This window comes from Singulisphaera rosea (assembly GCF_054877945.1).
Window position 1 is genome coordinate 57,090 of record NZ_JBTYIP020000020.1, and the last position, 20,858, is coordinate 77,947.

18 protein-coding genes are annotated in these 20,858 nt (G+C 66.7%); 8 read left to right on the forward strand and 10 right to left on the reverse strand.

The window, feature by feature from the left end; translation table 11 throughout:
• Positions 1 to 47 precede the first annotated feature (47 nt).
• The 5 genes from rplB to rpsJ form a co-directional block, all read right to left on the reverse strand.
• Positions 48 to 908, reverse strand: a complete 861-nt coding sequence (gene rplB / locus ACYOEI_RS27490) for a 50S ribosomal protein L2 (RefSeq protein WP_462852848.1) — start codon at positions 906 to 908, stop codon at positions 48 to 50.
• A 223-nt stretch (positions 909 to 1,131) separates the two neighbouring features.
• Complete coding sequence (gene rplW, locus ACYOEI_RS27495; RefSeq protein ID WP_462852849.1) at positions 1,132 to 1,458, reverse strand: 50S ribosomal protein L23; 327 nt, start codon at positions 1,456 to 1,458, stop codon at positions 1,132 to 1,134.
• 4 nt (positions 1,459 to 1,462) lie between these two features.
• On the reverse strand, positions 1,463 to 2,221 hold the full coding sequence (rplD, locus tag ACYOEI_RS27500) for a 50S ribosomal protein L4 (protein WP_462852850.1): 759 nt from the start codon (positions 2,219 to 2,221) through the stop codon (positions 1,463 to 1,465).
• 127 nt (positions 2,222 to 2,348) lie between these two features.
• Positions 2,349 to 2,981 carry a 50S ribosomal protein L3 gene (rplC, locus tag ACYOEI_RS27505; protein ID WP_462852852.1) on the reverse strand — a complete coding sequence of 211 codons (633 nt, stop codon included), beginning with the start codon at positions 2,979 to 2,981 and terminating at the stop codon, positions 2,349 to 2,351.
• Positions 2,982 to 3,248: 267 nt separating this feature from the next.
• Positions 3,249 to 3,581 carry a 30S ribosomal protein S10 gene (gene rpsJ / locus ACYOEI_RS27510; protein ID WP_462852853.1) on the reverse strand — a complete coding sequence of 111 codons (333 nt, stop codon included), beginning with the start codon at positions 3,579 to 3,581 and terminating at the stop codon, positions 3,249 to 3,251.
• Positions 3,582 to 3,849: 268 nt separating this feature from the next.
• Here rpsJ and ACYOEI_RS27515 point away from each other — a divergent pair, with 268 nt between their 5' ends.
• Positions 3,850 to 6,720, forward strand: coding sequence for a sigma-70 family RNA polymerase sigma factor (locus ACYOEI_RS27515; RefSeq protein WP_462852854.1), 2,871 nt, complete (start codon positions 3,850 to 3,852; stop codon positions 6,718 to 6,720).
• Positions 6,721 to 6,748: 28 nt separating this feature from the next.
• Here the strand turns inward: ACYOEI_RS27515 and ACYOEI_RS27520 are convergent, their stop codons facing one another.
• Positions 6,749 to 8,482 carry an FAD-dependent oxidoreductase gene (locus ACYOEI_RS27520; protein WP_462852855.1) on the reverse strand — a complete coding sequence of 578 codons (1,734 nt, stop codon included), beginning with the start codon at positions 8,480 to 8,482 and terminating at the stop codon, positions 6,749 to 6,751.
• Between the two features lie 66 nt (positions 8,483 to 8,548).
• Positions 8,549 to 9,232: a hydrolase gene (locus ACYOEI_RS27525; protein ID WP_462852856.1), complete on the reverse strand. Its 684-nt coding sequence runs from the start codon at positions 9,230 to 9,232 to the stop codon at positions 8,549 to 8,551.
• Positions 9,233 to 9,352: 120 nt separating this feature from the next.
• On the opposite strand from ACYOEI_RS27525, the gene ACYOEI_RS27530 reads away from it, so the two are divergent.
• Positions 9,353 to 9,991, forward strand: coding sequence for an RNA polymerase sigma factor (locus ACYOEI_RS27530; protein WP_462852857.1), 639 nt, complete (start codon positions 9,353 to 9,355; stop codon positions 9,989 to 9,991).
• 51 nt (positions 9,992 to 10,042) lie between these two features.
• A complete protein-coding gene (locus ACYOEI_RS27535) occupies positions 10,043 to 12,943 on the forward strand; it encodes a protein kinase domain-containing protein (protein ID WP_462852858.1) in 2,901 nt (966 codons plus the stop codon).
• 109 nt (positions 12,944 to 13,052) lie between these two features.
• Here ACYOEI_RS27535 and ACYOEI_RS27540 read toward each other — a convergent pair whose 3' ends face one another.
• The 3 genes from ACYOEI_RS27540 to ACYOEI_RS27550 form a co-directional block, all read right to left on the reverse strand.
• On the reverse strand, positions 13,053 to 14,018 hold the full coding sequence (locus ACYOEI_RS27540) for a zinc-binding alcohol dehydrogenase family protein (RefSeq protein ID WP_462852859.1): 966 nt from the start codon (positions 14,016 to 14,018) through the stop codon (positions 13,053 to 13,055).
• 170 nt (positions 14,019 to 14,188) lie between these two features.
• Complete coding sequence (locus tag ACYOEI_RS27545; RefSeq protein ID WP_462852860.1) at positions 14,189 to 14,731, reverse strand: carboxymuconolactone decarboxylase family protein; 543 nt, start codon at positions 14,729 to 14,731, stop codon at positions 14,189 to 14,191.
• Positions 14,732 to 14,793: 62 nt separating this feature from the next.
• Positions 14,794 to 15,363 carry a TetR/AcrR family transcriptional regulator gene (locus tag ACYOEI_RS27550; protein WP_462852861.1) on the reverse strand — a complete coding sequence of 190 codons (570 nt, stop codon included), beginning with the start codon at positions 15,361 to 15,363 and terminating at the stop codon, positions 14,794 to 14,796.
• Positions 15,364 to 15,554: 191 nt separating this feature from the next.
• On the opposite strand from ACYOEI_RS27550, the gene ACYOEI_RS27555 reads away from it, so the two are divergent.
• From ACYOEI_RS27555 to ACYOEI_RS27575, 5 genes are all read left to right on the forward strand, one after another.
• Positions 15,555 to 16,316 carry an RNA polymerase sigma factor gene (locus ACYOEI_RS27555; protein WP_462852862.1) on the forward strand — a complete coding sequence of 254 codons (762 nt, stop codon included), beginning with the start codon at positions 15,555 to 15,557 and terminating at the stop codon, positions 16,314 to 16,316.
• A 70-nt stretch (positions 16,317 to 16,386) separates the two neighbouring features.
• Positions 16,387 to 18,216: a serine/threonine-protein kinase gene (locus ACYOEI_RS27560; protein ID WP_462852863.1), complete on the forward strand. Its 1,830-nt coding sequence runs from the start codon at positions 16,387 to 16,389 to the stop codon at positions 18,214 to 18,216.
• Positions 18,217 to 18,499: 283 nt separating this feature from the next.
• Positions 18,500 to 18,919, forward strand: coding sequence for a cupin domain-containing protein (locus tag ACYOEI_RS27565; protein WP_462852864.1), 420 nt, complete (start codon positions 18,500 to 18,502; stop codon positions 18,917 to 18,919).
• A gap of 31 nt (positions 18,920 to 18,950) precedes the next feature.
• Positions 18,951 to 19,799: an RNA polymerase sigma factor SigJ gene (gene sigJ / locus ACYOEI_RS27570; protein WP_462852865.1), complete on the forward strand. Its 849-nt coding sequence runs from the start codon at positions 18,951 to 18,953 to the stop codon at positions 19,797 to 19,799.
• 195 nt (positions 19,800 to 19,994) lie between these two features.
• Positions 19,995 to 20,732 carry an SDR family oxidoreductase gene (locus tag ACYOEI_RS27575; protein WP_462852866.1) on the forward strand — a complete coding sequence of 246 codons (738 nt, stop codon included), beginning with the start codon at positions 19,995 to 19,997 and terminating at the stop codon, positions 20,730 to 20,732.
• The last annotated feature ends 126 nt before the right edge of the window (positions 20,733 to 20,858 follow it).

Sequence of the window (20,858 nt, forward strand, 5' to 3'; positions counted from 1 at the left end):
TTTCGGGACGACGACCGGCCCAATCGATGCGAGCGGCGAGTCGCCGATCAGAGCTTCAACTGGCCATACCGGACGCTCTTGCGACGGCGGATGATGGCCGAATTCGAGGGCTTGCGACGGCGACGAGTCTTGCCGCCCTTCGCGAGCTTGCCGGTCGGCGAGCACGGGTGACGGCCGCCCGAGGTGCGTCCTTCACCGCCGCCCATCGGGTGGTCGACCGGGTTCATCGCGACGCCGCGGACGTGCGGCCGACGGCCCAGCCAACGCGAGCGGCCCGCCTTACCAAGATGAATGTTCATATGGTCGGAATTACCCACCGTGCCGATCGTGGCGCGGCAGGCGGCCGGGATCCGGCGGACTTCGCCCGAGGGGAGCGTGATCTGGGCCCACGTCCCTTCGCGGGCCGTGAGGGTCGCGCTGACGCCCGCCGAGCGGCAGAGCTTGGCGCCGCCGCCGGGCTGCATCTCGAGGTTGTGGATCGACAGGCCGGTCGGGATCTTCGACAGCGGCAGGCAGTTGCCCACCTTCGGATCGGCCGTCGGGCCGCTGGTCACGGTCATGCCCGCCTTCAGGCCCTCGGGGGCGATGATGTATCGCTTGACCCCGTCGGGGAAGAGGATGAGCGCGATTCGGGCCGAGCGGTTCGGGTCATACTCGATGTGAGTGACCTGCGCCGGGATGCCGTCGTGGTCGTTGCGCCGGAAGTCGATGATCCGGTACATCCGCTTGTGGCCGCCGCCGCGATGTCGCGCGGTGATGAACCCCTGGTTGTTCCGGCCGCCGGTCTTCTTGAGCGGTTCGGTCAGGCTCTTTTCGGGCTTCTTGTTCTTATCGGTCAGCTCCGAGAAGTCGCTGACCGAGGCGTTTCGGCGCCCGGGGCTGGTTGGTTTGTAGTAGCGGATACCCATCGGGGTCGCGTCCTTCGCTGGGCCGATGCGGCCCGGTCTCGTTATCGATATTCCCGTGCAACTCGCGGGACCCGGCTCAGCAGACGGACAGGCCGGCGGCCCCGGGCCTTCGCAAGCATCATCACTTCGGGGCTCGACGGCCGGCGGTGGTCACCGCGACGGCCCCCCGGGTCCGGCCCCTCGAGGAGGAGACCCGGGCCCGGCGACGGTCCCGCACAAACGATCAATAGAAGTCAATTCGATAGTCTTCGTGGAGGGCGACGATCGCCTTCTTCCAGTTCCGCATCCGGCCCGACTTGAGGCGGTGGCGGCGCATCTTGCCGCGACGGTTCTGGGTCCGGACGTCGGCGACCTTGACGTTGAAGAGGGCCTCGACCGCCAGCTTGACCTCGGTCTTGGTGGCGAGCGGGTTGACCTCGAACGTGTAGGCGTTGTGCCGTTCCGAGAGGTGCGTGGCCTTCTCGGTGATCAGCGGGCGGAGGACCACCTGGTACGGCTCCAGAACGGGGCCGCGACGCTGATATTGGGGCGGACGACGGAGCGTGACCATGGACTCAACCCTCCGAGGCGGCCGACGAGGCGGCGGCGTTCTGGGCCGGGCGGCGGGCCGGCTTTTCCTTGACGCGATCCTTCAGCGCCGCCAGCGCCTCGCGAGTCAGCAACAGGTAACGCTGCTTGAGAATGTCATACGTGTTGAAGTCGGCAACCGGGGCGACCTGGACGCCTTCGATGTTCCGGGCGCTCTGGTAGAAGACCGGGTCGTGCGTCGGGAGCCCGATGAGGATCGACCGGTGGTCGAGGGTCCGCGACAGCACCTTTCCCTTCGTCTCGCCGACGGCCTCGGTCGACTCGGCCTCGGTGAGGTCGGGGCGACGGATCGCCTTGAGGGCCTGGACGACCACCTTCGTCTTGGGGGTCGTCAGCGACAGGCCGTCGAGCACGATCGCCTGGCCGTCCTGGAACTTCGACAGGAGGGCCATCCGGATTGCGGCCCGGATCGAGCGCTTCGGCAGTGCGTAGCGGTAGTCGCGGTTCCGGCGGGCGAAGGCCATACCGCCGCCGACCCGCTTGTTGGTCCGCTTGGCACCGGCACGGGCGTTGCCCGTCCCCTTCTGGCGGAACAGCTTCTTCCCCGAGCCGGCGACGTCGGCCCGGCCGCGGGTGTTCACCGTGCCCACCCGCCGGTTGGCCAGGTGCATCAGCACGACCTCGTGCAGCAACTGCTTGTTGACCTGCCCGCCGAAATCGGCCGGGTCGATCGACTCCTCGCCGACCTTCTCGCCGGCGGGGTTGTAAACGGGTACGGTCAGCATGTCGTTAGATCCAGATTCTTACCCACAAAGGCACGAAGAAAAGCATCAAAGATACGAAGATCTTGATCTGCTATCTTCTTTTCCCTTTGTGTCGTTGTGCCTTTGTGGTGAGTCTCTTCCCTTGATATCAGACTTTGTTCGTCTGTCGAACGGTCAGGAAGCCGCCGTTCGGGCCGGGTACCGCGCCCCGGACCAAGATCAGGTTGTTCGCGAGGTCGACGCGGACGACCTTGAGGTTCCGCACGGTGATCTGCGCGTTGCCGTACTGGCCCGGCTTGCGGATCCCCTTGCGGGTGTGGGCGGGGTCGGCACTGGGACCGGACGAACCGGGGTGACGGTGCATACGCTTGACACCGTGCGTCGCCCGGAGGCCCTTGAACCCGTGCCGCTTCATCACGCCCGAGAAGCCACGGCCTTTGCTGGTCCCGATGACGTCGACCCGGCCGATCTCGTTGAAGACCTCGACCGTCAGGGTCTGCCCTTCGGCGACCTCGGTCGGGCCTTCCTGGCGGATCTCTCGGATGTAGCGTTTCGGCTCGGCATCGACCTTCCGGGCATGGCCACGGGCCGCCTGGGTCGCGTTCTTGCGCTTCTTATCGGCGTAGCCGAGTTGCAGCGCATGATAGCCGTCGCGTTCCTCGGTCCGGACTTGCAGCACCGTGCACGGGCCGCATTCCAGGACCGTGATCGGGACGGCCGTGCCGTCGGCCTCGTAAATCTGGGTCATGCCGACTTTGCGGCCGAGCAATCCCACGCGCATCACGCAAACTCCGTCGTCAGTCCGTCCCATCCCGCTCGGGTTCGTTGCCGCCGCCCGGCGAACTGGTCTGTCTGTCGTAGTGTTTTTTCACCGAGAGTGCGACACCGTCCCGCCACCCCGATTGCCGGTGGCCGCGGTTCGGTATACGAACCCCAAATTTTCGTCTTCGATTTCCGGGACGAACGCACGGGAGGTATGGCACCCCCCGAGCGGCCCAGGGTCGCTTCGACATGGCCCGTCGGCCGGGCATGGGTCGATGGCGAGCGATCAGCCCCCGGAGGGACCGGCCTTGATTTTGATGTCCACGCCCGCGGGCAGGCTCAGCTTGTTCAGCGCGTCGATGGTCTTGTTCGTCGGCTGCACGATGTCGATCAGTCGCTTGTGCGTCCGGATCTCGAACTGCTCACGCGACTTCTTGTCGATGTGCGGGCTTCGGAGCACCGTGTAGCGCTCGATGCGGGTAGGTAGGGGGATCGGCCCGTGGACGATCGCCTCAGTCCGCTTGGCGGTGTCGACAATATCCTTCGCCGACTGGTCAAGGATGGTGTGGTCATACGCTTCCATGCGGATGCGTATCCGTTCATTACTGATGCCCGCCACGCGTTGTTCCCTTCGAAACGACCGCCGACCCGAGGGCCTTCCATATCGCTAAGCCCGCATGCCACGCGGGAAAGTAAGAATGTAACGAGTCACTTCGTGACAGTCAACGACTCTTCTTGGAGTATTTCCCGAAAATGCACAGATTTGCCGATCAACCGGGATCTGCAGGTCGTCCTTTTTCTGCGTCGCGCGTCGAGGTTCTGTCCTTCCCCCTTTTTAATGATGTGGTGACGAGCGTTCGATCGGCGTCGGGTGGGAGTTCTGGCTCATGGCGGGCGAACATTTCGGGGCGGTCGTTCGGCAGATCCAACGAGTCTACCACGGTCGGACGTACGCCGACCGCGGCGACGCCGATCTCCTCGATCGCTTTGCTTCGTCCGGGGATGAGGCGGCGTTCACGACCCTGGTCGAACGTCACGGGACGATGGTGCTTTCCGTTTGCAAGGGTGTCCTGAGGGATCCGAATGACGCGCAGGATGCGTTCCAGGCCACGTTCCTTGTCCTCGTCCGAAAGGCCCGTGGGCTCCAGGTCGACGGTTCGCTCGGTGGGTGGCTCCATCGAGTCGCCTTCCGGATTGCGCTCCAGGCGAATGAGGATCTCGCGAGGCGGCGAATCCTCGAGCGTCGGGCCGTGGAGCTGGGGGTTTCGTCCGGACACGGTTCAAGCTCGACTCGCGACGACATCCCTGTCCTCCACGAGGAGCTCGACCGGCTTCCGGAGAAATACCGTGCCCCGATCGTCCTCTGCCATCTCGAGCAGATGTCGCATGCTCAGGCGGCCGAACACCTGGGATGGTCGGTCGGGTCAATCCGCGGTCGGGTCGCCAGGGGCCGGCACCTCTTGCGGACGCGCCTGGTCCGTCGAGGGTTCGCACTCACGGGCGGTCTTCTGGTCGACACCGGGCCTTCCCAGGCATCGACGGTCCCGCTCTCCGGGGTCGTCGCGACCTTCCGGGCCGCCTCTGGGCTCGCGGCAGGGCAAGCCGTTGACCTCGCCTCGACGGCCTTCGCCCTGAGCGAACGGGTTGCCGAGGGCCTTTGGGTTTCACGCCTCAAACCAGTCCTTGCGCTCGTCCTCTCCGTTGGCGTGGCCCTTGGCGCCACGACGGGCCTGCTGGCGTGGGCCAGCGGGTTTGAGAGCCAGGATGCCCCACCCCACTCCAAGACCACGCCCCAAGCCTCCGCCAAGGGCCGCGACGTCAACTCAGTGACGCCTTCGGGAGTTGCTGAAGCCTCAATACCCCTGACGGGGACAGTCATCGGACCCGACGGGCGTCCGGTCGACGGGGCTTTGGTCCAAGTCCTCTTCGATCGGCCGCCCGGCATCGAAAGCCCTGATTTGCGGACCTCGACCGGCCCCGACGGCCGGTTCACCCTTCAGGCGCCTCGGTCTGCCTTCGATGTGCCCGGCCCACCTCCGTCGATCACCGCGAAGGCCGAAGGTTCTGGACCGACCTCGGCGAGACTCGGCTCCCAACCCGATCTGAGTCGGGGCGTGACCCTGCGGCTACGGGCGGATGACGTGCCGATCGAAGGCACCATCGTCGACCTCGAGGGACGGCCGGTGGCTGGAGCCCAGGTGACGACCGAATCGGTGTGGATCCCGACGGGTCCGCTCTCGGCCTGGCTCGACCAAGTCGCACGGGGGAACGTCCGATCCCCTTGGCAAGGGGGGTTCGAGGGCCTGGCATTCTCGACAACGAGGGCGACAGGCCCCGACGGCCGATTCTTCGTGAAGGGGGCCGGTCGTGATCGGCTCGTCGCGCTGACGGTGTCAGGGTCGACGATCGAGACGACCTCGTTCTGGGCCACGACGCGTCTCGGTGACGACGTCCGCTCGAAGCCCCAGCTCCGGAGCACGGAGAAGGAAATCCTGTACCATGATGCCCGGGTCGAGCTCGCCGTGTCGCCGACCAAGCCGATCGCCGGCGTCGTTCGGGACAGGGACACCGGCCGCCCACTCCCCGGCGTCCGGATCCGAGGCCACGCTTACGAGGGGTTTGAGGGACACGTCCCGGTCGGACCGGCGGCCACATCCGACGCCGAGGGACACTATCGGTTGACCGGACTACCCAGGGCGGCCGAATACCGGCTCGTGGCCACCACACCCGACGGGCGTCTCTATCCCGACGCCTATCTCAAGGTTCCCGGCGACACCCCCGGCCTTGACGTCCAAACGTTCGACTTCGCGATGAAGCGAGGGATCCGGGTCCGAGGCCGCCTCCTCGACAAGGCCACGGGTCGCCCAGTGATCGCCCGAGTGGAGTCCTTCACCTTCCCGGACAACCCCCACCTCAAGGATTTTCCCAACTACGGTCTGACCGACTCGGGCACCTGGACCAAGCGCGACGGTCGTTTCGAGCTCCTGGCCCTCCCCGGCCGGGGCCTGCTCGCCGCCGGTTCGCTCTCCGGCGGTTACCTCAAGGGCGTCGGGGCCGACCACATCAAGGGTCGAGTTCAGCGGAATGGCCAGGGTCCCGAGATCTTCCCGGCCCTACCGCGCGACTGCGTCATCAATAGCTATGACGCGTTCGTCGAGATCGACAGCAACCCTGAAGAGTCCTCGATCACCCGTGACCTCCAACTCGACCCCGGACGGATTCGGTCGGGGACGGTCGTCGACCCCGACGGCCGGCCGGTCACCGGGACCCTGGCGGAGGGTCTCGAGTCGGAGACCTCGTGGGGCACCACCCCGCGCGAGGCGCAGTTCCAGGTGGTCGGCCTCGAGCCGGGCAAACCCCGTCGGGTCGTCTTCTCCCACGCGGGTCGGAAGCTCGCCGGCACCGCGCTGGTCTCTGACATCGCGGAGGGCACGGTCACCGTCCAACTCCAACCCTGGGGTTCGATCCGAGGCCGGATCGTCGACCACGAAGGGGAGCCCCTCACCAAGGTCTTCCTGATCGGCCGCTACATCCGATCGAACCCGAACCATGACGATGGCCGATTCCGCAACGACATCCCCGTCGACCGCGAGGGCCGATTTACGGTCGAAGGGCTCGTCCCCGGCCTCGCCTACGAAGGGAGGGTCGCCGCCCAGGGGGGTCGAATCCTGGGATCGGCATTCAAAGGCCTCCGGATCGCGCCTGGCGAGTCGAAGGACCTTGGGGACGTGAAAGCCATCCTCGAGGGGTCGCAGTGAGTGTCTCCCCGGCAGCCCGGATTGGCCGTCAAAGCCGGGCTCGGGCTTCCGTCAATGCCCCCACTTGCGCCCGAATCGCCCGCTCGATGACCGCCTCGTCGGTTCGAGGACTCGGCGTCTCGCAAGCGAGCAGTTGATGGACGCAGGTCACCGCGAGCGAGCCATCGCCCACGGCGAAGCCCACGCGTTTGGTGGAGCCGGAGCGGATGTCGCCCGCGGCGAGCACTCCGGGGATCGTGGTCTCGAGCGGGCAGGGGCCGCGGTCGGCTCGAGGCCAGCGGCCGGAGTTGGCGGCATCCACGCCGGTGAGGATGTACCCTCGGTCGTCTCTCGTCAGGCCGTCGGGGAGCCAGACAGCCTCGGGATCCGCGCCGATGAAGACGAAGGCACCGGAGACCCTGACCCGTCCCGGCATGGCCGACGGCCCACCGACAAGGTCGATCCATTCCAGGCGGTCGTGGCCCCCGAGTTCGACGATCTCCGCCCCCTCGTGGACGACGATGTTCCGGAGCCCTCGGACGCGGCTCAAGAGATATTCGGACATCCCCCGCCCGAGCCTGCTTCGGACGATCAGGTGGACGCAACGCTCCCGGCAGGTTTCGGCGAGATACACCGCCGCCTGTCCCGCCGAGTTCCCCGCCCCGACGATGGCGACGTCGAGGTGGTCATAGAGCGTGGCCTCGATGGCCGTGCAGACGTAATGCACCCCCACGCCCTCGAATCGGTCGGCGTCCTTCGCCGGCAGCTTGCGCCAACGGACGCCGGTCGCGACGAGGACGACCTTCGCCTGGATGCGATCCTCACCGTCGAGGGCGAGGGTGAAAGGCTCTCCAGGGTTCTCGGGAACGTCGAGCCCCTGGACCTCCGCGGGCGCGACCATCCGGGCGCCGAACTTGAGCAGTTGCAAGACGCCGCGGGTCGCGAGCTCGGCCCCGCTCAGGCCGGCGGGGAAGCCGATGAAGTTCTCGATCTTCGACGAACCCCCCGCCTGGCCGCCAGGGCCGAGGCGGTCGATCAGCAAGGTGGAGAGTCCTTCGGACGACGCATACACCGCGGCCGAGATCCCGGCGGGCCCGGCCCCGACGACCGCGAGGTCGACCACGCCCGACGGGCTGGGCCGCCAGGTGTCGGCCGAGCGTGCGAGCTCTCGGAGTGGCGGGGCCTTGAGCACCACGCCCGGCCCGCACGCCACGAGCGGGGTGGGACAGTCGGGCCCGTGGGCGGCCAGGGCCGAGACGCCTTCGGGCGACTCGGAATCGACCCAGGTGAACGGGACAAAGTTCTTGTGCAGGAACTCCTTGGCAAGATTCGTGCTCTTGCAATGACGAGGACCGACGACCTGGAGGCCAAGCTTCCCGGTGCGGGCGAGGGCCGCGCGCCTCAGCTCCACCGCGACGATGAGCTTCTCGCCGAAGCTCGGCACCCGGTTGAGGATCGACCGGAGCCGCGAGTGGGAGACCCGAAGGAGCCTGGTGATGCCCCGGGCGATGCCCTCGACGATGATCGGCCGGCCTGTGAGGAGGTCGATGTCGCCCGCGAACTCGCCCGGCCCGTGGGTCGTGACGATGACGTCGCCGTCGGCGGGGTTGCGGATCTCGATCGCCCCGCCCTCGACGACGAACAGGTCGAGCTCGGCCTCGCCGGGCCGGAAGATGACCGCGCCGTCGGCGAACTCGACCGACTCGCCGAGGGCTCGGAGCAGCTCGACCTCGGCCGAATTGAGTCTGGGGAAGGCGGGATCGTCCCGGTCGATGGTGATCACGCGAACGCTCCGGCGGTTGAGGTGAGGGGTGCCGCCGACGAACACGTCGGCCTGGTGCGGTTGGCGTCAGGGCTTCGCGACGTCCCGCTTCGCCGCCCCATACCGTTGGCCCATCGGCGACTGCTTGTGGACCATCGTGTAGGCGTACTCGACTCCCTGGCCATAGGCCCCGGAGTGTTCCAGCACGATCTGCATCACGGCGTCGTAGGTCTCGCGACGTGCCCAGTCGCGCTGGAGCTCGAGCATGACCTGCTGCCAGGTGACCGGGACGGCCCCCGCCTGGACGACCCGCTGCATTGCGCAGCGGTGGGCGACTTCGCTGGTGCCGCCGCTCGCGTCGTCGACGGCATAGACCTCATACCCAGCCGCCATCGCCTGGATCGCCGGGAACGCCAGGCAGACTTCGGTCCAGAGGGCGGCGATGACCAGCTTCTTGCGCCCGAGGCGCTCGACCTCGGCGACGAACGGCCGGTCCTCCCAGGCGTTCATCGAGGTGCGTTCGAAGAGTTTATTGCCCGGGAAGAGCTCGGTGAGCTGCGGCCACATGGCGCCGCTGAAGGACTCGGTCTCGACCGTGGTCAGGATCACCGGGACGTCGAATACCCTGGCGGCCTTGGCCAGCCCGATCGTGTTGTTGAGCAGGGCCTGACGGTCGATGCTCGTCACCCCGAAGGTCATCTGGGGCTGGTGGTCGATGAAGACGACCGTGCAGTTCTCGGGCGTGAGCAGGCTGTGGATCGGGGTGGACATTGGCAGGAGCTCCTGAATCGAGGAAGGCCGGATCGGCCCGCTATCTACCTGAGCGTGGCGGGGGTTCAGGGTCGGGGATATAATCGAGTTGCGTGACGCAAGTCGCGTCCGGGAGACGCCATGGAGCATGAACCCACCACCCTCGTCGTCCAGCGATACCTCGACGAGCTCGCGGCCGACACTCCTTCGGAACCGATCGTCCGCGAGCTCCTGGGCCGGTCGGCCCGCCGGCTCCAACGGCTCTGCGTCCTGTTCCTGACGCGGAGCTACCCGCGACTGATGCGGCCTCCGCTGAACCTCGAGGCCGAGGAGCTGCTCGGCTCCGTCGCGGAACGGCTGATGAAGGCACTCCGCGAGGCCCGCCCCGCGAACGTCCGGGCCTACTTCGCGCTCGCGAGCCAGCACATGCGCTGGGAGCTGAATGACCTGGCCCGACGCTTGGATGAGCGTCCGACCTCGTTGGAGTTGGGAGACGACCGGTTCCCCGGCCCGCCCGAGAGCGAGTCCGGGCTCACGATGGACGGCCGCAGGATGCTCGCGGCGATCGACGACCTGCCCGACGAGGAACGCGAGGTGTTCGACCTGATCCGCATCCAGGGGATGACCATGCCCGAGGCCGCGGACGTCATGAAGGTCTCGGAATCGACGGCGAAGCGAAGGCTGCGCAAGGGCCTGGCCCGCCTCGCCGAGGCCCTCGTCGACCTGGGGCCTGCGGGAGAGGCCGACGATCGTCGGGGCACCGAAGCCGAGGACGCCTGACGCCAACGGTCGTCGCGACATCGCGATCAAACGGGGGGAGCCGACGTGGCGATGGACGAACGGGTCGACGCCCTGCTCGACGAGCTGTTCGATTCGGGCAGGACTCCGGAGGAGGTCTGCGTCGCCTGCCCGGAGCTATTGCCCGAGGTGCGGGAGCGTTGGCAACAGATCCGGCGGCTCGAAGCTGAGCTCAACGCCGTGATGCCCCCCGAACACGGGGACGTCAGGATCTGGGCGGATCCGCGGACATCGGACGCCTCTCCGAAAATCCCGGGATACGAGTTCGAGGGGCCACTCGGCCGAGGCGGGATGGGCGTCGTCTACCGGGCACGCCACCTGCGGCTGAACCGGCCCGTCGCCATCAAGCTCGCGGCGCTGGGAGGCCTGCCGACGTCGCGCGAGCGGTTCCAGCGCGAGGCGGAGGTCGTGGCGGCGCTGCGGCATCCCCACATCGTCCAGATCTACGACGTCGGCGATTGGGATGAATGCCCCTACTACGCGATGGAGCTGGTCGCCGGGGGCAACCTCGCCCAGTCGGCGAAGCCCTCGGCCCCTCGCGAGGCGGCCTCCCTTGTTCTCGCGCTCTCCGACGCCATCGGGGCGGCCCATGCGGCCGGGATCATCCACCGCGACCTGAAACCGTCGAACATCCTGCTCGAGCCGGACGGGACCCCGAAGGTCGGCGACTTCGGCCTCTCGCGCCGGCTCGACGACGCCTCGGGCCTCACGATGGACGGGGTCCTGATCGGGACCCCCAGCTACATGGCCCCGGAGCAGGCCTCGGGGGACCAGGAGGCCGTCGGCCCCCTCGCCGACGTCTATGCCCTGGGCGCGATCCTCTACGAGCTCCTCACCGGCCGACCACCCTTCCGGGGCGGGACCCCGGCCGAGACGATTCGCCTCGTCGTCCAATCCGACCCGACGCCGCCTTCTCGGTTGAACTCCAAGGTCCCGCGTGACCTCGAGATCGTCTGCCTGAAGTGCCTGGGCAAGTCACCGGCCGAGCGGTACTCCTCGGCCGAGGCGCTCGGGGCGGATCTCCGTCGCTTCCTCGATGGAGAAGCGATCGAGGCGAAGCCCGAGGGGCGGATCTCACGACTCTGGCGGCGGGCGCGTCGCCATCCGAGGTCGTTCGCAACACTGGCGGGGGCCGCCCTGTTGTCGACGTCCCTGGCCGCCGTCAGCGTGCGACTGTCGGCCGAGCGGGTCGAGTTGCGGCGACGGGCCGCGGCCGAGCGGGCGGCGATGGAGAATGCTTCCGGAGGCGACCTCCGGGACATGGTCGGCTTGATGGGCGGGCGATCCTGGAGCGAAGCGAGGGCCGCCTTCGGACGGGCGGAGAACCGACTCGGCGGACGAGGATCGACCCGGATGCGTGCCATCCTCGACCGAGGCCGACGCGACCTCGACCTGGCGGCCAGGCTCGACGCGGTCCGACTCGGTCGGGCCAGGACGGTCGGAGGCGTCTTCGACCCCGGGGAAACGGAGAAATCCTACGCCCAGGTATTCCGCGAGTTCGGGTTCGGAGGGCCCGATGAGGATCCGGAAGTGGTCGCGGCGAGGATTCGGACGTCCAACGCCCGATCGGCCCTGGTCGACGCCCTCGACGACTGGACCATCCAGGCCGAGCACTGGGATCGCAAGACCTGGCTCCTCCGCGTCGCTCGACTCGCGGACGTCGACCAGGCGGATTGGACCAAACACGCCCGCGACCCACAGACGCGCCAAAGCCGGGCCGCTCTCGAACGACTGGTCAAGGACGCCCCCGCGGACGGCCAGCCCGTGACCCTGATGCTGGCGGTCGCCGGAGATTTGAAGGCGCAAGGCGGGGACCCGCTCCCGCTCCTGACTCGCGTCCAGCAAGCCCATCAGGGCGACTTCTGGGCGAATCTCGAGCTCGCGGCCGTCTTGACGAGGGCGGGTCAGTATGGCGAGGCGATCCGCTTCCAGCAGGCGGCCATTACGATCCGGCCCGACGCGGCCATCGTCTACAACAACATGGCGCATGGCCTGTATGCCACCGGCCGGCGGGAGGAGTCCGTCGAATACTACCGACTCGCCTTGCGGGTCGACCCGACGGCCGCGATCCCTTGCCACAACCTCGCGTTCGTGCTCACGGCCCTCGGCCGGGTCGACGAGGCCATCGACCAGCTACGCACCGGCCTGAAATACAATCCCAGGAATCCGCTGATCCACGCCGGACTGGCCCAAAGCCTTGCGGCCCGTTCGAAACCCGAAGAGGCGCTCACCGAGTACTCCACCGCCATCACGATCGACCCGAAGCTGAACTTCGCCCAGTCCGGACTTCGGTCCACGCTGATCCGCCTGGGTCGTCCCGAGGACGCCCGCACGGCCTGGCGCCGGGCGATCGAAGCCTCTCCCGAGGACCTCGAGGCTCGGGACGGCTACGCCGAATTCTGCCTGGTCCTCGGCCATCGAGACGACTACCGGGCCGCAAGGCGTGAGCTGCAAGAAAGGCCCGCCAACCTCGCCGATCCTCGGGCCGCCGAACGGGTGGGGCGAGCCTGCCTGCTCCTGCCCGATACCCCCGAGGAGACCCACAAAGCCTCGGCCGCGATCGATCGGGCCCTCGCCGCGACGCTCACCCCTCAAACCGACTGGGCCCGACCCTACTTCCTCTTCGCCAAAGGACTGGCCGAGTACCGACTGGGCCGCTTCGACGCCGCAATCACGATCCTCCAGGGCGAAGCCCCCGTGATGGGCCCATGCCCCCTCCTGATCACGGCGATGGCCCAACACCACTCGGGCCGAGCCCCCGAGGCACGCAAGTCCCTCGAGACGGCCATCCGCTCGCATGCCTGGGAGACGCCGATCACCGACAGCCGCGAAGCCTGGATCTATCAAATCCTGCGGCGAGAGGCCGAAGCCACCATCCTCGGCCAGGAGTCCACCAAGAGGGGAGATCCGCCACGACCAACCTCGAAGCGATAGGTCCGAGGCGACCAGAACCAACCGATTTGCAAAATCTCAATTTTCCGTATTTTCATTTTATCAATTTTTTCGCGGACCGAAATCCACCCGCCGCCAGGCCCATCTCAGCTCACACGACCACCACCAGCTTCCCGCCCGCCTCATTCGCCTCCATGACACGGTGGGCTTCCTGGATGTCCTCGAACCGGAAGACGCGTGTCGGTTTGGCGTTGTATCGACCTGCCTCCACGTCGGCGGCGATCGTCGGCAAAGGCACGTCCGACAGAGGAAAGCCGGGTTTTCCGAACACGAAGCTGGCGAAGAAGGTCAGGTAGACACCGCTCGCCATCTGCGCCAGCGGGTTGAAGTCGGCGATCGGAGCGAGGCCGCCGAGCCAACCGGCCAGGCAGGCACGCCCGCCACGTCGCAACATGGAGAGTGAGTCGAGGATCGTGCTGTTCCCGACCAGGTCGAGCACGGCGTCGATCTGACCGCCGATCCGCTTCGAGAGGCCCGGCACCTCGACCTCCCCACGAATGGCTCCCAGGGCCTCGAGCATCGGGAAGCGCTCGCGGCTCCGCGTGGTGGCGATGACCCTCGCCCCGGCGTTGACCGCCATGTTGAGGGCCGCCTGGCCGAAGGACGACGTCGCTCCCCGGATGACCAGCGTCTGGCCCGCGGTGAGTTCCAGGTTGCGGAAGAGGCACGTCCAGGCCGTGGCGTAGGTTTCGGGGATTGCGGCGAGTTCGGCCCAGGAGAGGTTCGACTCGATGGCTGCCACGTTCGTCACCGGGACGCGGGTGACCTCGGCATAACTGCCGTTGATCGTCCGCCCCAAACCACCCATCAGGGCCGCGACCTTGGAGCCGGGAGCGAACTCACCCCCGGGGCAGGACTTGACGACCCCGACGCACTCGATGCCGCTGACCTCCGCAATCTCGGCCCATTCCCCCTTGCGCATGTGCAGCTCGGCGTGATTGAGGCCGAACGCCTTGACCTCGATCACCGCATGTCCCTCCACCGGCTCCGGCTCCGGGATCTCGCGGATGACCAGCACTTCCGGACCGCCGAACTCGGTCCTGAGGATCGCACGCATGGGATCGCCTCCAACTCGTGTCTGTCCCGAAAGCCGTGTCTCGAAACCCGGTCCTTTCTTACAGAACCGGGTTTCTGTGGAGTAGGCGGCGACATCCCGGGAGGGGTCGTCGACGTTGAGTGCGTCAGAGACCCGGTTTTCCAGAAACATCCGGGTTTCGAGATAGACACTTAGACAAGTGCCGGGGCCTTGGGAAAATCGATGGCTGTGCCTGCCACGTTGTTGAAGTAGTTGGTGAAGATGTTCAGGGCAACGTGGGCCACCACTTCGGCGATCTCCGCGTCACCATAGCCCGCCGCCCGGACGGCCTCGACGTCGGCATCATCCACCACACCCTGCTTCGTGACCACGGTCCGGGCGAACTTCAGCAGGGCGGCCGTCTTCGCATTGGCCGCCGTCCCCTTCCGGCTATCGGAGATATCCTGATCACTCAGGTGTGCGACGTTCTTGCCGATGTACGAGTGGGCCGAGACGCAGTAATCGCAGTGGTTCACCTCGCCGACATCGAGGGCCAGTTGCTCACGCACCGCCGCCGGCAGCACGCCGTGGGCCAGGGAGCCGCTGAATCCCAGGTAGGCCTCGAGGACCGACGGCGAGACGGCCATCGCGCGGGTCATGTTGGGGACGATGCCGAGCTTGGCCTTCACGGCGTCAAGCAACTGCTTGGCCTTGCCCTCGGCGGTCTCGACGTTGACGGGAGTGACGCGTTCCATGATCGTGCTCCTTGAAAACAAACAGACTGGTCTGTTTCGATGTGGGGAAAAAAAGAGGAGAGCTACGCCCCCCCCTCGGAAATCAGTCTCGCAGCGGCATCGCGAGCTACCTCGACGGCGTCGGGTTTCCCCTGCATGACCGCCGTCACGATGGCCCCCTCGACCAGCAGTGACACGGCGGGTGTGAGCCTCACGGCCTTCCCACCGACCGATTCTTCGATGAGTCCCCGAAGGAACTCGCCGAAGCGTTGCTTGTACCCTCGGGAGAACTCGGCCCCCGAATGCTTCGGGTCGGCCAGCTCGACGGCGGCATTCTGGAAGGCACAACCTCGGAAGCCCGGCGTCTCGAACCACTCTCTCAGGGCGGCAAAGAACGGACCCAGGGCACCTTTCGCCTTGGCGTGCCGCCCCATCGCCTCGCGAAAGAACTCCGAGGTGGAGTGCTCCCTGTGCTGAAGGACGGCCAGGATGAGATCGTCTTTGGACGGGAAGTGGACGTAGAGCGTGGCCTTGGCGACCTCCGCCTCGCCGATGATCCGGTCGATGCCCACAGAACGAAACCCTTCCTCATAGAACAGCCGGTCGGCCGCTTCGAGGATACGTCGCCGGGCTTTCGAGGTTGTCCGTTCCATGCCCGAATCATACAGACCGATCTGTCTAATTTCAAGTGCATCGTGCGGATTATTCTGCGGGGAATCCTCCCAGGCTTTACGCGCCACGAGGTGCGAATGCAAAAATCATCGACCGCCTTCACAGACGCTCAAATATGCAGTCCGTATCCAGCGGCTACCGAGGATGGGCCCAGCGACTTTACAATGCGGAGATGGAAGACAAACGACGCGAGCCTACGGCCGAACCCCGACACTTCCAGACGACGCGTTGGAGCGTCGTGCGGAATGCGGGCGGCCGTGGAACGCCCGAGGCGAGCGAGGCCCTCGCCGCGCTCTTTGAAGCCTACTGGTATCCGCTCTACGCCCATGCTCGACGCGGCGGCTTTGGGGTGGAGCAGGCGCAGGATTTGACCCAGGCGTTCTTCGTGCGGCTGCTCGAGAAAGGTGACCTGGCCGCCGCGGATCGGACGCGAGGGCGATTCCGGTCCTTCCTGCTGGCCGCCTTCCAGCATTTCCAGGGTAATTGGCGCGATCATGAGCGGGCGGTGAAACGGGGCGGCGGCCGTCCCGCTCTCTCGCTCGACTTCGCCGCGGGCGAGTCCCGCTTCGGACTCGAGCCGTCGCACGAATCGACCGCGGAGCGAGCCTTCGATCGCCAGTGGGCGTTGACGCTCCTCGAGCGGGCGCTGGACCGGCTCCGAGGTGAGTATCAACGGGCGGGCAAAGGGGATCTCTTCGACCGTCTCAGGCCGACCTTGGCGGGGGACCGGGCCGTGCCTTATGCCGACCTGGCCGGGCGGCTGGGGATGAGCGAGGGGGCCGTCAAGGTCGCGGTCCACCGACTTCGAGCTCGGTGTCGCGAGTCGGTTCGCGAGGAGATCTCCCAGACGGTGTCCGGCCCCGAGGAGGTCGACCGAGAGTTGCGGGACCTCTTCGCGGCGCTCGGTCCCTTGAAAAGTTCGCCCGCCCTGTAACCTTCCGCCCGTCTTGCTTCAATGGAGGTTGTGGGAGGCAAGTCCAGTCGGCGGAGGCGGAGGGTGTCGCATGGTTTCCTCAACGTCCTGCCCGGAATGCGGCGAAACGATCGCGGTCGACGCCCCGCTGGGGATCTGCCCGGCCTGTCTCCTGAAGCCGATGGTCGAAGACGCACCGACCGAGCCACACCCGTCGCCTCGAGGACCCTTCGAGACCGACCCGCTCTCGCCCGACGGCCTGGTCGGGCGGTTCCCGGACCTCGAGATCCTTGAGCCGATCGGGCAGGGGGGGATGGGGGTCGTGTATCGGGCCAGGCAGAAGAAGCTCGACCGTCTGGTCGCCCTCAAGTTAATCCGGCCGGACTCCTTCGGGCAGAGCGAGTTCGCGCAGCGCTTCGCGCGGGAGGCTCGCGCGATGGCCCAGCTCAACCACCCGAACATCGCCACGATCCACGACTTCGGCGAGGACGACGGCCTCTGCTCGCTCGTCATGGAGTTCGTCCAAGGGGCCGACCTCCAGAAACGGCTCCGCGGCGGGGCCTGGGAGCCCGAGCCCGCTCTGGGTGTCATCCTCCAGGTGTGCGACGCCCTCCAGTACGCCCACGCCCGAGGGGTCATCCACCGCGACATCAAGCCCGGGAACGTCCTCATCGACCAGGCCGGTCGGGTCAAGATCGTCGACTTCGGACTCGCCAAGCTCGTCCTGCCCGTAGGAGGCATCGACGACAGGATGACGGCCACCGGGCAAGTCCTGGGCACACCCCGCTACATGGCTCCAGAACAGATCGAGTCGCCCCGGAGCGTCGATCACCGCGCCGACATCTATGCCGTCGGCCTACTCCTCTATGAGTTGCTGACGGGCGACGTGCCGTTCGGCCGATACGAGCTGCTCTCCGAACGGATCGGCACATGCGAGTCGCTCGACGAGATCCTCGCACGTTGCCTGGCACGCGACCCGGCCGCCCGCTACCAGTCCATCCGTCGGCTCCTCAAAGACCTTTCCGAGTTCGCCGAGGAGCAATACGAGGTCGTCAGCCCCGCGCGGGCCGTGCTCGAGGACGACAGCCAGACCTTCGAGCCCGACGAGGAAGCCGAGTCGAGCGAAAGCTCCGGCGAAATGGGCGATTGGAGCTCGCTGGGTTACCTCGCCATGCTCTTCGGCTTCCACGTGATCTATCACAACCTCCTCGGGGCCTGGACGCCCGGCCCGGCGAGGCTCGCCGTTTCGCTCGTCGTCTGCGCGCCGGTCGTCTTCTTCGTCGCCTGGTTATCCGCGCGGAGTCGAGACTGGGTCTGGCTCTATGCCGCGACAACCCTGCCTTATCTGGTCTGGTTCTTCAGCGACGTCGAACGCCTCCCGAAGGGCGGATGGGCCCCGGCCTGCGGGTTGATCGCCGAGTTGGGTCTGGTCGCGAGCGGCGTCGCCGCATTCTGGGGCTGGCGAGGGGAGGCGCCAGGGTCGCAGGAAGACCGCACCCTGGCGCGAGGCCCGGCGATAGGCCTCATCCTCATTGGCGTGGTCAACTGGCTCGCACTCGTGTTCTGCGTCTGCGGCTTCGCCGGCCTGCTCCTGGTTCGCGAGCTCCACGTCGGGTATTCCACCCTGACGGCGGCCCAGGTCGAGCCACTCTTGCCGCTGTGCGTCTCGTCCGCGGTCGCGGGCGGGGTGATCCTGATGGCCGGGATCCGGCTCTTTCATGGAGCCTCGCCCGACCTGGCGAGGGCTTCGAGCCTCCTCGCGATGGCCCCGCTGACTCCGGGATTTCTGCTCGGCCTGCCGATCGGCATCTGGACCCTCGCCGTCCTGGGTGAACCCCGGAACGCGGCAGGATCCGACGGCCTCAAACCTACCCCCGACGACCTCAACGCCTCGGCCCTGCCCGGGGACAATCCGGTTTGAGCATGGCGGCGTGGTTTTGATTCGAAAATAGGGCCGAAGAGCAACGAGGCTCAAGACTATCCGCAAATTGGCGCCGATGAAATTCCAACCATTCCAAGATTTTTCATCTGTGCCAATCTGCGTCATCTGCGGATCAATCCGTTTGCTCCGGTCCGTGTTCCATCCGTGGCAGATCCAACCCCGATGCCGAGTCATCGCCTTTTTTCCGTCACACGTCACAAAACGACCCCGCTCATTCGTCCTTGGCGTCGGATGGTACGACACCTTCGAGGGAGGAGGCGCAATGACCCACAAGACACTGATGGCGACGGCCGGGGTTGTTCTGGGGGCGGCCGGGATGGCCGCGGCCTGGCACGGGGAGAAGCACGAGGCGGTCAAGCCGCTCGCGGTGCGGGAGATCGCCGAGAAGTTGAATGGGAAGGAGACGAACGCCACGGCGGTCGAGGTAACGCTCGAGCCCGGCCAGGCGGGCGAGCCGCACCGTCACCCCGGCCCGACGTTCGGTTACATTCTGGAGGGGGAGTACGAATGGGCCATCGACGACCACCCTGCCAAGAGGCTCAAGGTGGGTGAGACGTTCTACGAGCCCGAAGGATGTTTGCACCGGGTGACGAGGAACCCGGGCCGGGTGAGAACCCGAGTCATGGCGTGGGTCCTTCACCCTCGAGACGTGAAAGACATCGTCATCCCCGTCCAGAAATGATGATCAAGGCAACTTTCCGATTGGGGACATCATGACCGACGACATGAACGCCCTGCGGTCGCGGATGATGTCCGTCGCGTACCGGATGCTCGGGAGCGTGGCGGACGCCGAGGACGCCGTGCAAGACGCCTTCGTGCGCTATCAAACGGCCGGCGGCGTGTCGTCACCGGAAGGGTTCCTGATCCGGACCACGACGCGCCTCTGCATCGACCGACTGCGGGCGAGACGCCGTCGTGAGTATGTCGGCCCGTGGGTGCCGGAGCCCGTGGCCACCCAAGGGGCCATCGAGGATTCCGCGCTGTCCGAGTCGCTGACCCAGGCCTTCTTGTTGCTCCTGGAGCGGCTGACGCCGGACGAGCGTGCGGCCTTCCTTCTGCGGTCGGTGTTCGACTACGAGTACGCCCAGATCAGCGAGGTCGTGGGCAAGGCGGAGCCAGCGGTCCGTCAGATCGTCAGTCGCGCCCGGCGTCGACTCGGACTGGATGCGGATCGCCGATTCCCGGCATCGACGTCGCGGGCGGAGGGGCTGGCCGAGCGGTTCCTGCAAGCGTGCCGGGCGGGCGACCTGAATGCGGTCGAGGGGATGCTGGCGGAAGACGCCGAGATCCACTCAGACGGCGGAGGCCGCGTGTCGGCCGCCTTGGTCGTGATCCGAGGACGGCATCGGGTCGCGCGGTTCCTCACCGGCGTGTTCGGCAAGAAACGGCGCGATTGCGAGATGCTCCCGACCCCCGTGAACGGGGCGCCTGGGGTCGTTCTCCTGTCCGACGGAGCCGTCTACCTCGTCATGGCCCTGTCCATCGAGGCGGACGTGCAGGCGATTTACATCACCGTCAACCCGGACAAACTGGCCCGTTGGTCGGCCGCCCAGGTCCAATAAATCCAAAGCCGTTCCTCGATGGACGGCCCTCAAATCAAATGCGGGGCAGGAGTGCCCCGCCCACCGGATGTTGGGAGCTCGCTGGGTAGGTGGGGCACTCTTGCCCCGCCAGGCTGAGCAGGAAACGGCGCGTCCCCACATACTGAAATTGTGCGCAAGTCGACCGCAAAACCAAACTAACACAAGAGGATCCATATGAAGATCATCGTCATCGGCGGGAGCGGACTCATCGGGAAGAAGCTGATCCCCCTGCTGCGCGAGCGGGGCCATGAGGCCGAGTCGGCATCTCCGTCGTCGGGCGTGAACACGCTCACCGGAGAGGGGCTGGACGAGGCCCTCGCGGGGGCCCAGGTTGTCGTCGACGTAACCAACTCGCCCTCGTTCGAGGACAAGGCGGTTCTGGAGTTCTTCGAGACGTCCGGGCGCAACATCCTCGCCGCGGAGGCGGACGCTGGGGTTGCGCATCACGTCGCCCTGTCGGTCGTCGGGGCCGACCGGCTGCCGGACAGCGGCTACATGCGGGCGAAGGCGGCCCAGGAGGCCCTCATCAAGGCCTCGAAGATCCCTTATACGATCGTCCGGGCGACGCAGTTCTTCGAGTTCCTCGGCGGGATCGCCGGGGACGGAGCCGAGGTCCGGCTCCCGACCGCCCCCATGCAACCCCTGGCAGCCGACGACGTGGCGGCCGCCCTGGCCGAAATCGCCGAGGCGCCGCCGAGGAACGGCATGGTCGAGTTGGCGGGCCCCGAGTCGCTCTCCATCGCCGATTTCGTGAGACGCTTCCTCACCGCGAAGGGAGACACCAGGACGGTGGTCGCCGACCCGCAGGCGCACTACTTCGGCACGGCGCTGGATGACCTCGGCCTCAATCCGGGGGCCACTCCCTTGATCGGTCGCACGCGGTTCGAGGAGTGGATCGTCCGGCCGGTGTGACACCACACCGACCGGTGACGGAAGTGACCAAGATCAGTCCCATCGACCGATCTTGGCCATTTAACACAAAAGGATATAGGAATCTTATAGAGAGTTCGAAGAAAATTCTTTCTTTCGGGATCTTCC

Bases quoted from the DNA above. Each gene is read 5' to 3' on its own strand.
- ACYOEI_RS27515 (WP_462852854.1), top strand. From the start codon at position 3,850: ATGGCGGGCGAACATTTCGGGGCGGTCGTTCGGCAGATCCAACGAGTC.
- ACYOEI_RS27565 (WP_462852864.1), top strand. From the start codon at position 18,500: ATGACCCACAAGACACTGATGGCGACGGCCGGGGTTGTTCTGGGGGCG.
- ACYOEI_RS27535 (WP_462852858.1), top strand. From the start codon at position 10,043: ATGGACGAACGGGTCGACGCCCTGCTCGACGAGCTGTTCGATTCGGGC.
- ACYOEI_RS27575 (WP_462852866.1), top strand. From the start codon at position 19,995: ATGAAGATCATCGTCATCGGCGGGAGCGGACTCATCGGGAAGAAGCTG.
- sigJ (WP_462852865.1), top strand. From the start codon at position 18,951: ATGACCGACGACATGAACGCCCTGCGGTCGCGGATGATGTCCGTCGCG.
- ACYOEI_RS27530 (WP_462852857.1), top strand. From the start codon at position 9,353: ATGGAGCATGAACCCACCACCCTCGTCGTCCAGCGATACCTCGACGAG.
- rplD (WP_462852850.1), bottom strand. From the start codon at position 2,221: ATGCTGACCGTACCCGTTTACAACCCCGCCGGCGAGAAGGTCGGCGAG.
- ACYOEI_RS27555 (WP_462852862.1), top strand. From the start codon at position 15,555: ATGGAAGACAAACGACGCGAGCCTACGGCCGAACCCCGACACTTCCAG.
- rplB (WP_462852848.1), bottom strand. From the start codon at position 908: ATGGGTATCCGCTACTACAAACCAACCAGCCCCGGGCGCCGAAACGCC.
- rplW (WP_462852849.1), bottom strand. From the start codon at position 1,458: ATGGTCACGCTCCGTCGTCCGCCCCAATATCAGCGTCGCGGCCCCGTT.
- rplC (WP_462852852.1), bottom strand. From the start codon at position 2,981: ATGCGCGTGGGATTGCTCGGCCGCAAAGTCGGCATGACCCAGATTTAC.
- ACYOEI_RS27525 (WP_462852856.1), bottom strand. From the start codon at position 9,232: ATGTCCACCCCGATCCACAGCCTGCTCACGCCCGAGAACTGCACGGTC.
- ACYOEI_RS27560 (WP_462852863.1), top strand. From the start codon at position 16,387: ATGGTTTCCTCAACGTCCTGCCCGGAATGCGGCGAAACGATCGCGGTC.
- ACYOEI_RS27545 (WP_462852860.1), bottom strand. From the start codon at position 14,731: ATGGAACGCGTCACTCCCGTCAACGTCGAGACCGCCGAGGGCAAGGCC.
- ACYOEI_RS27550 (WP_462852861.1), bottom strand. From the start codon at position 15,363: ATGGAACGGACAACCTCGAAAGCCCGGCGACGTATCCTCGAAGCGGCC.
- ACYOEI_RS27540 (WP_462852859.1), bottom strand. From the start codon at position 14,018: ATGCGTGCGATCCTCAGGACCGAGTTCGGCGGTCCGGAAGTGCTGGTC.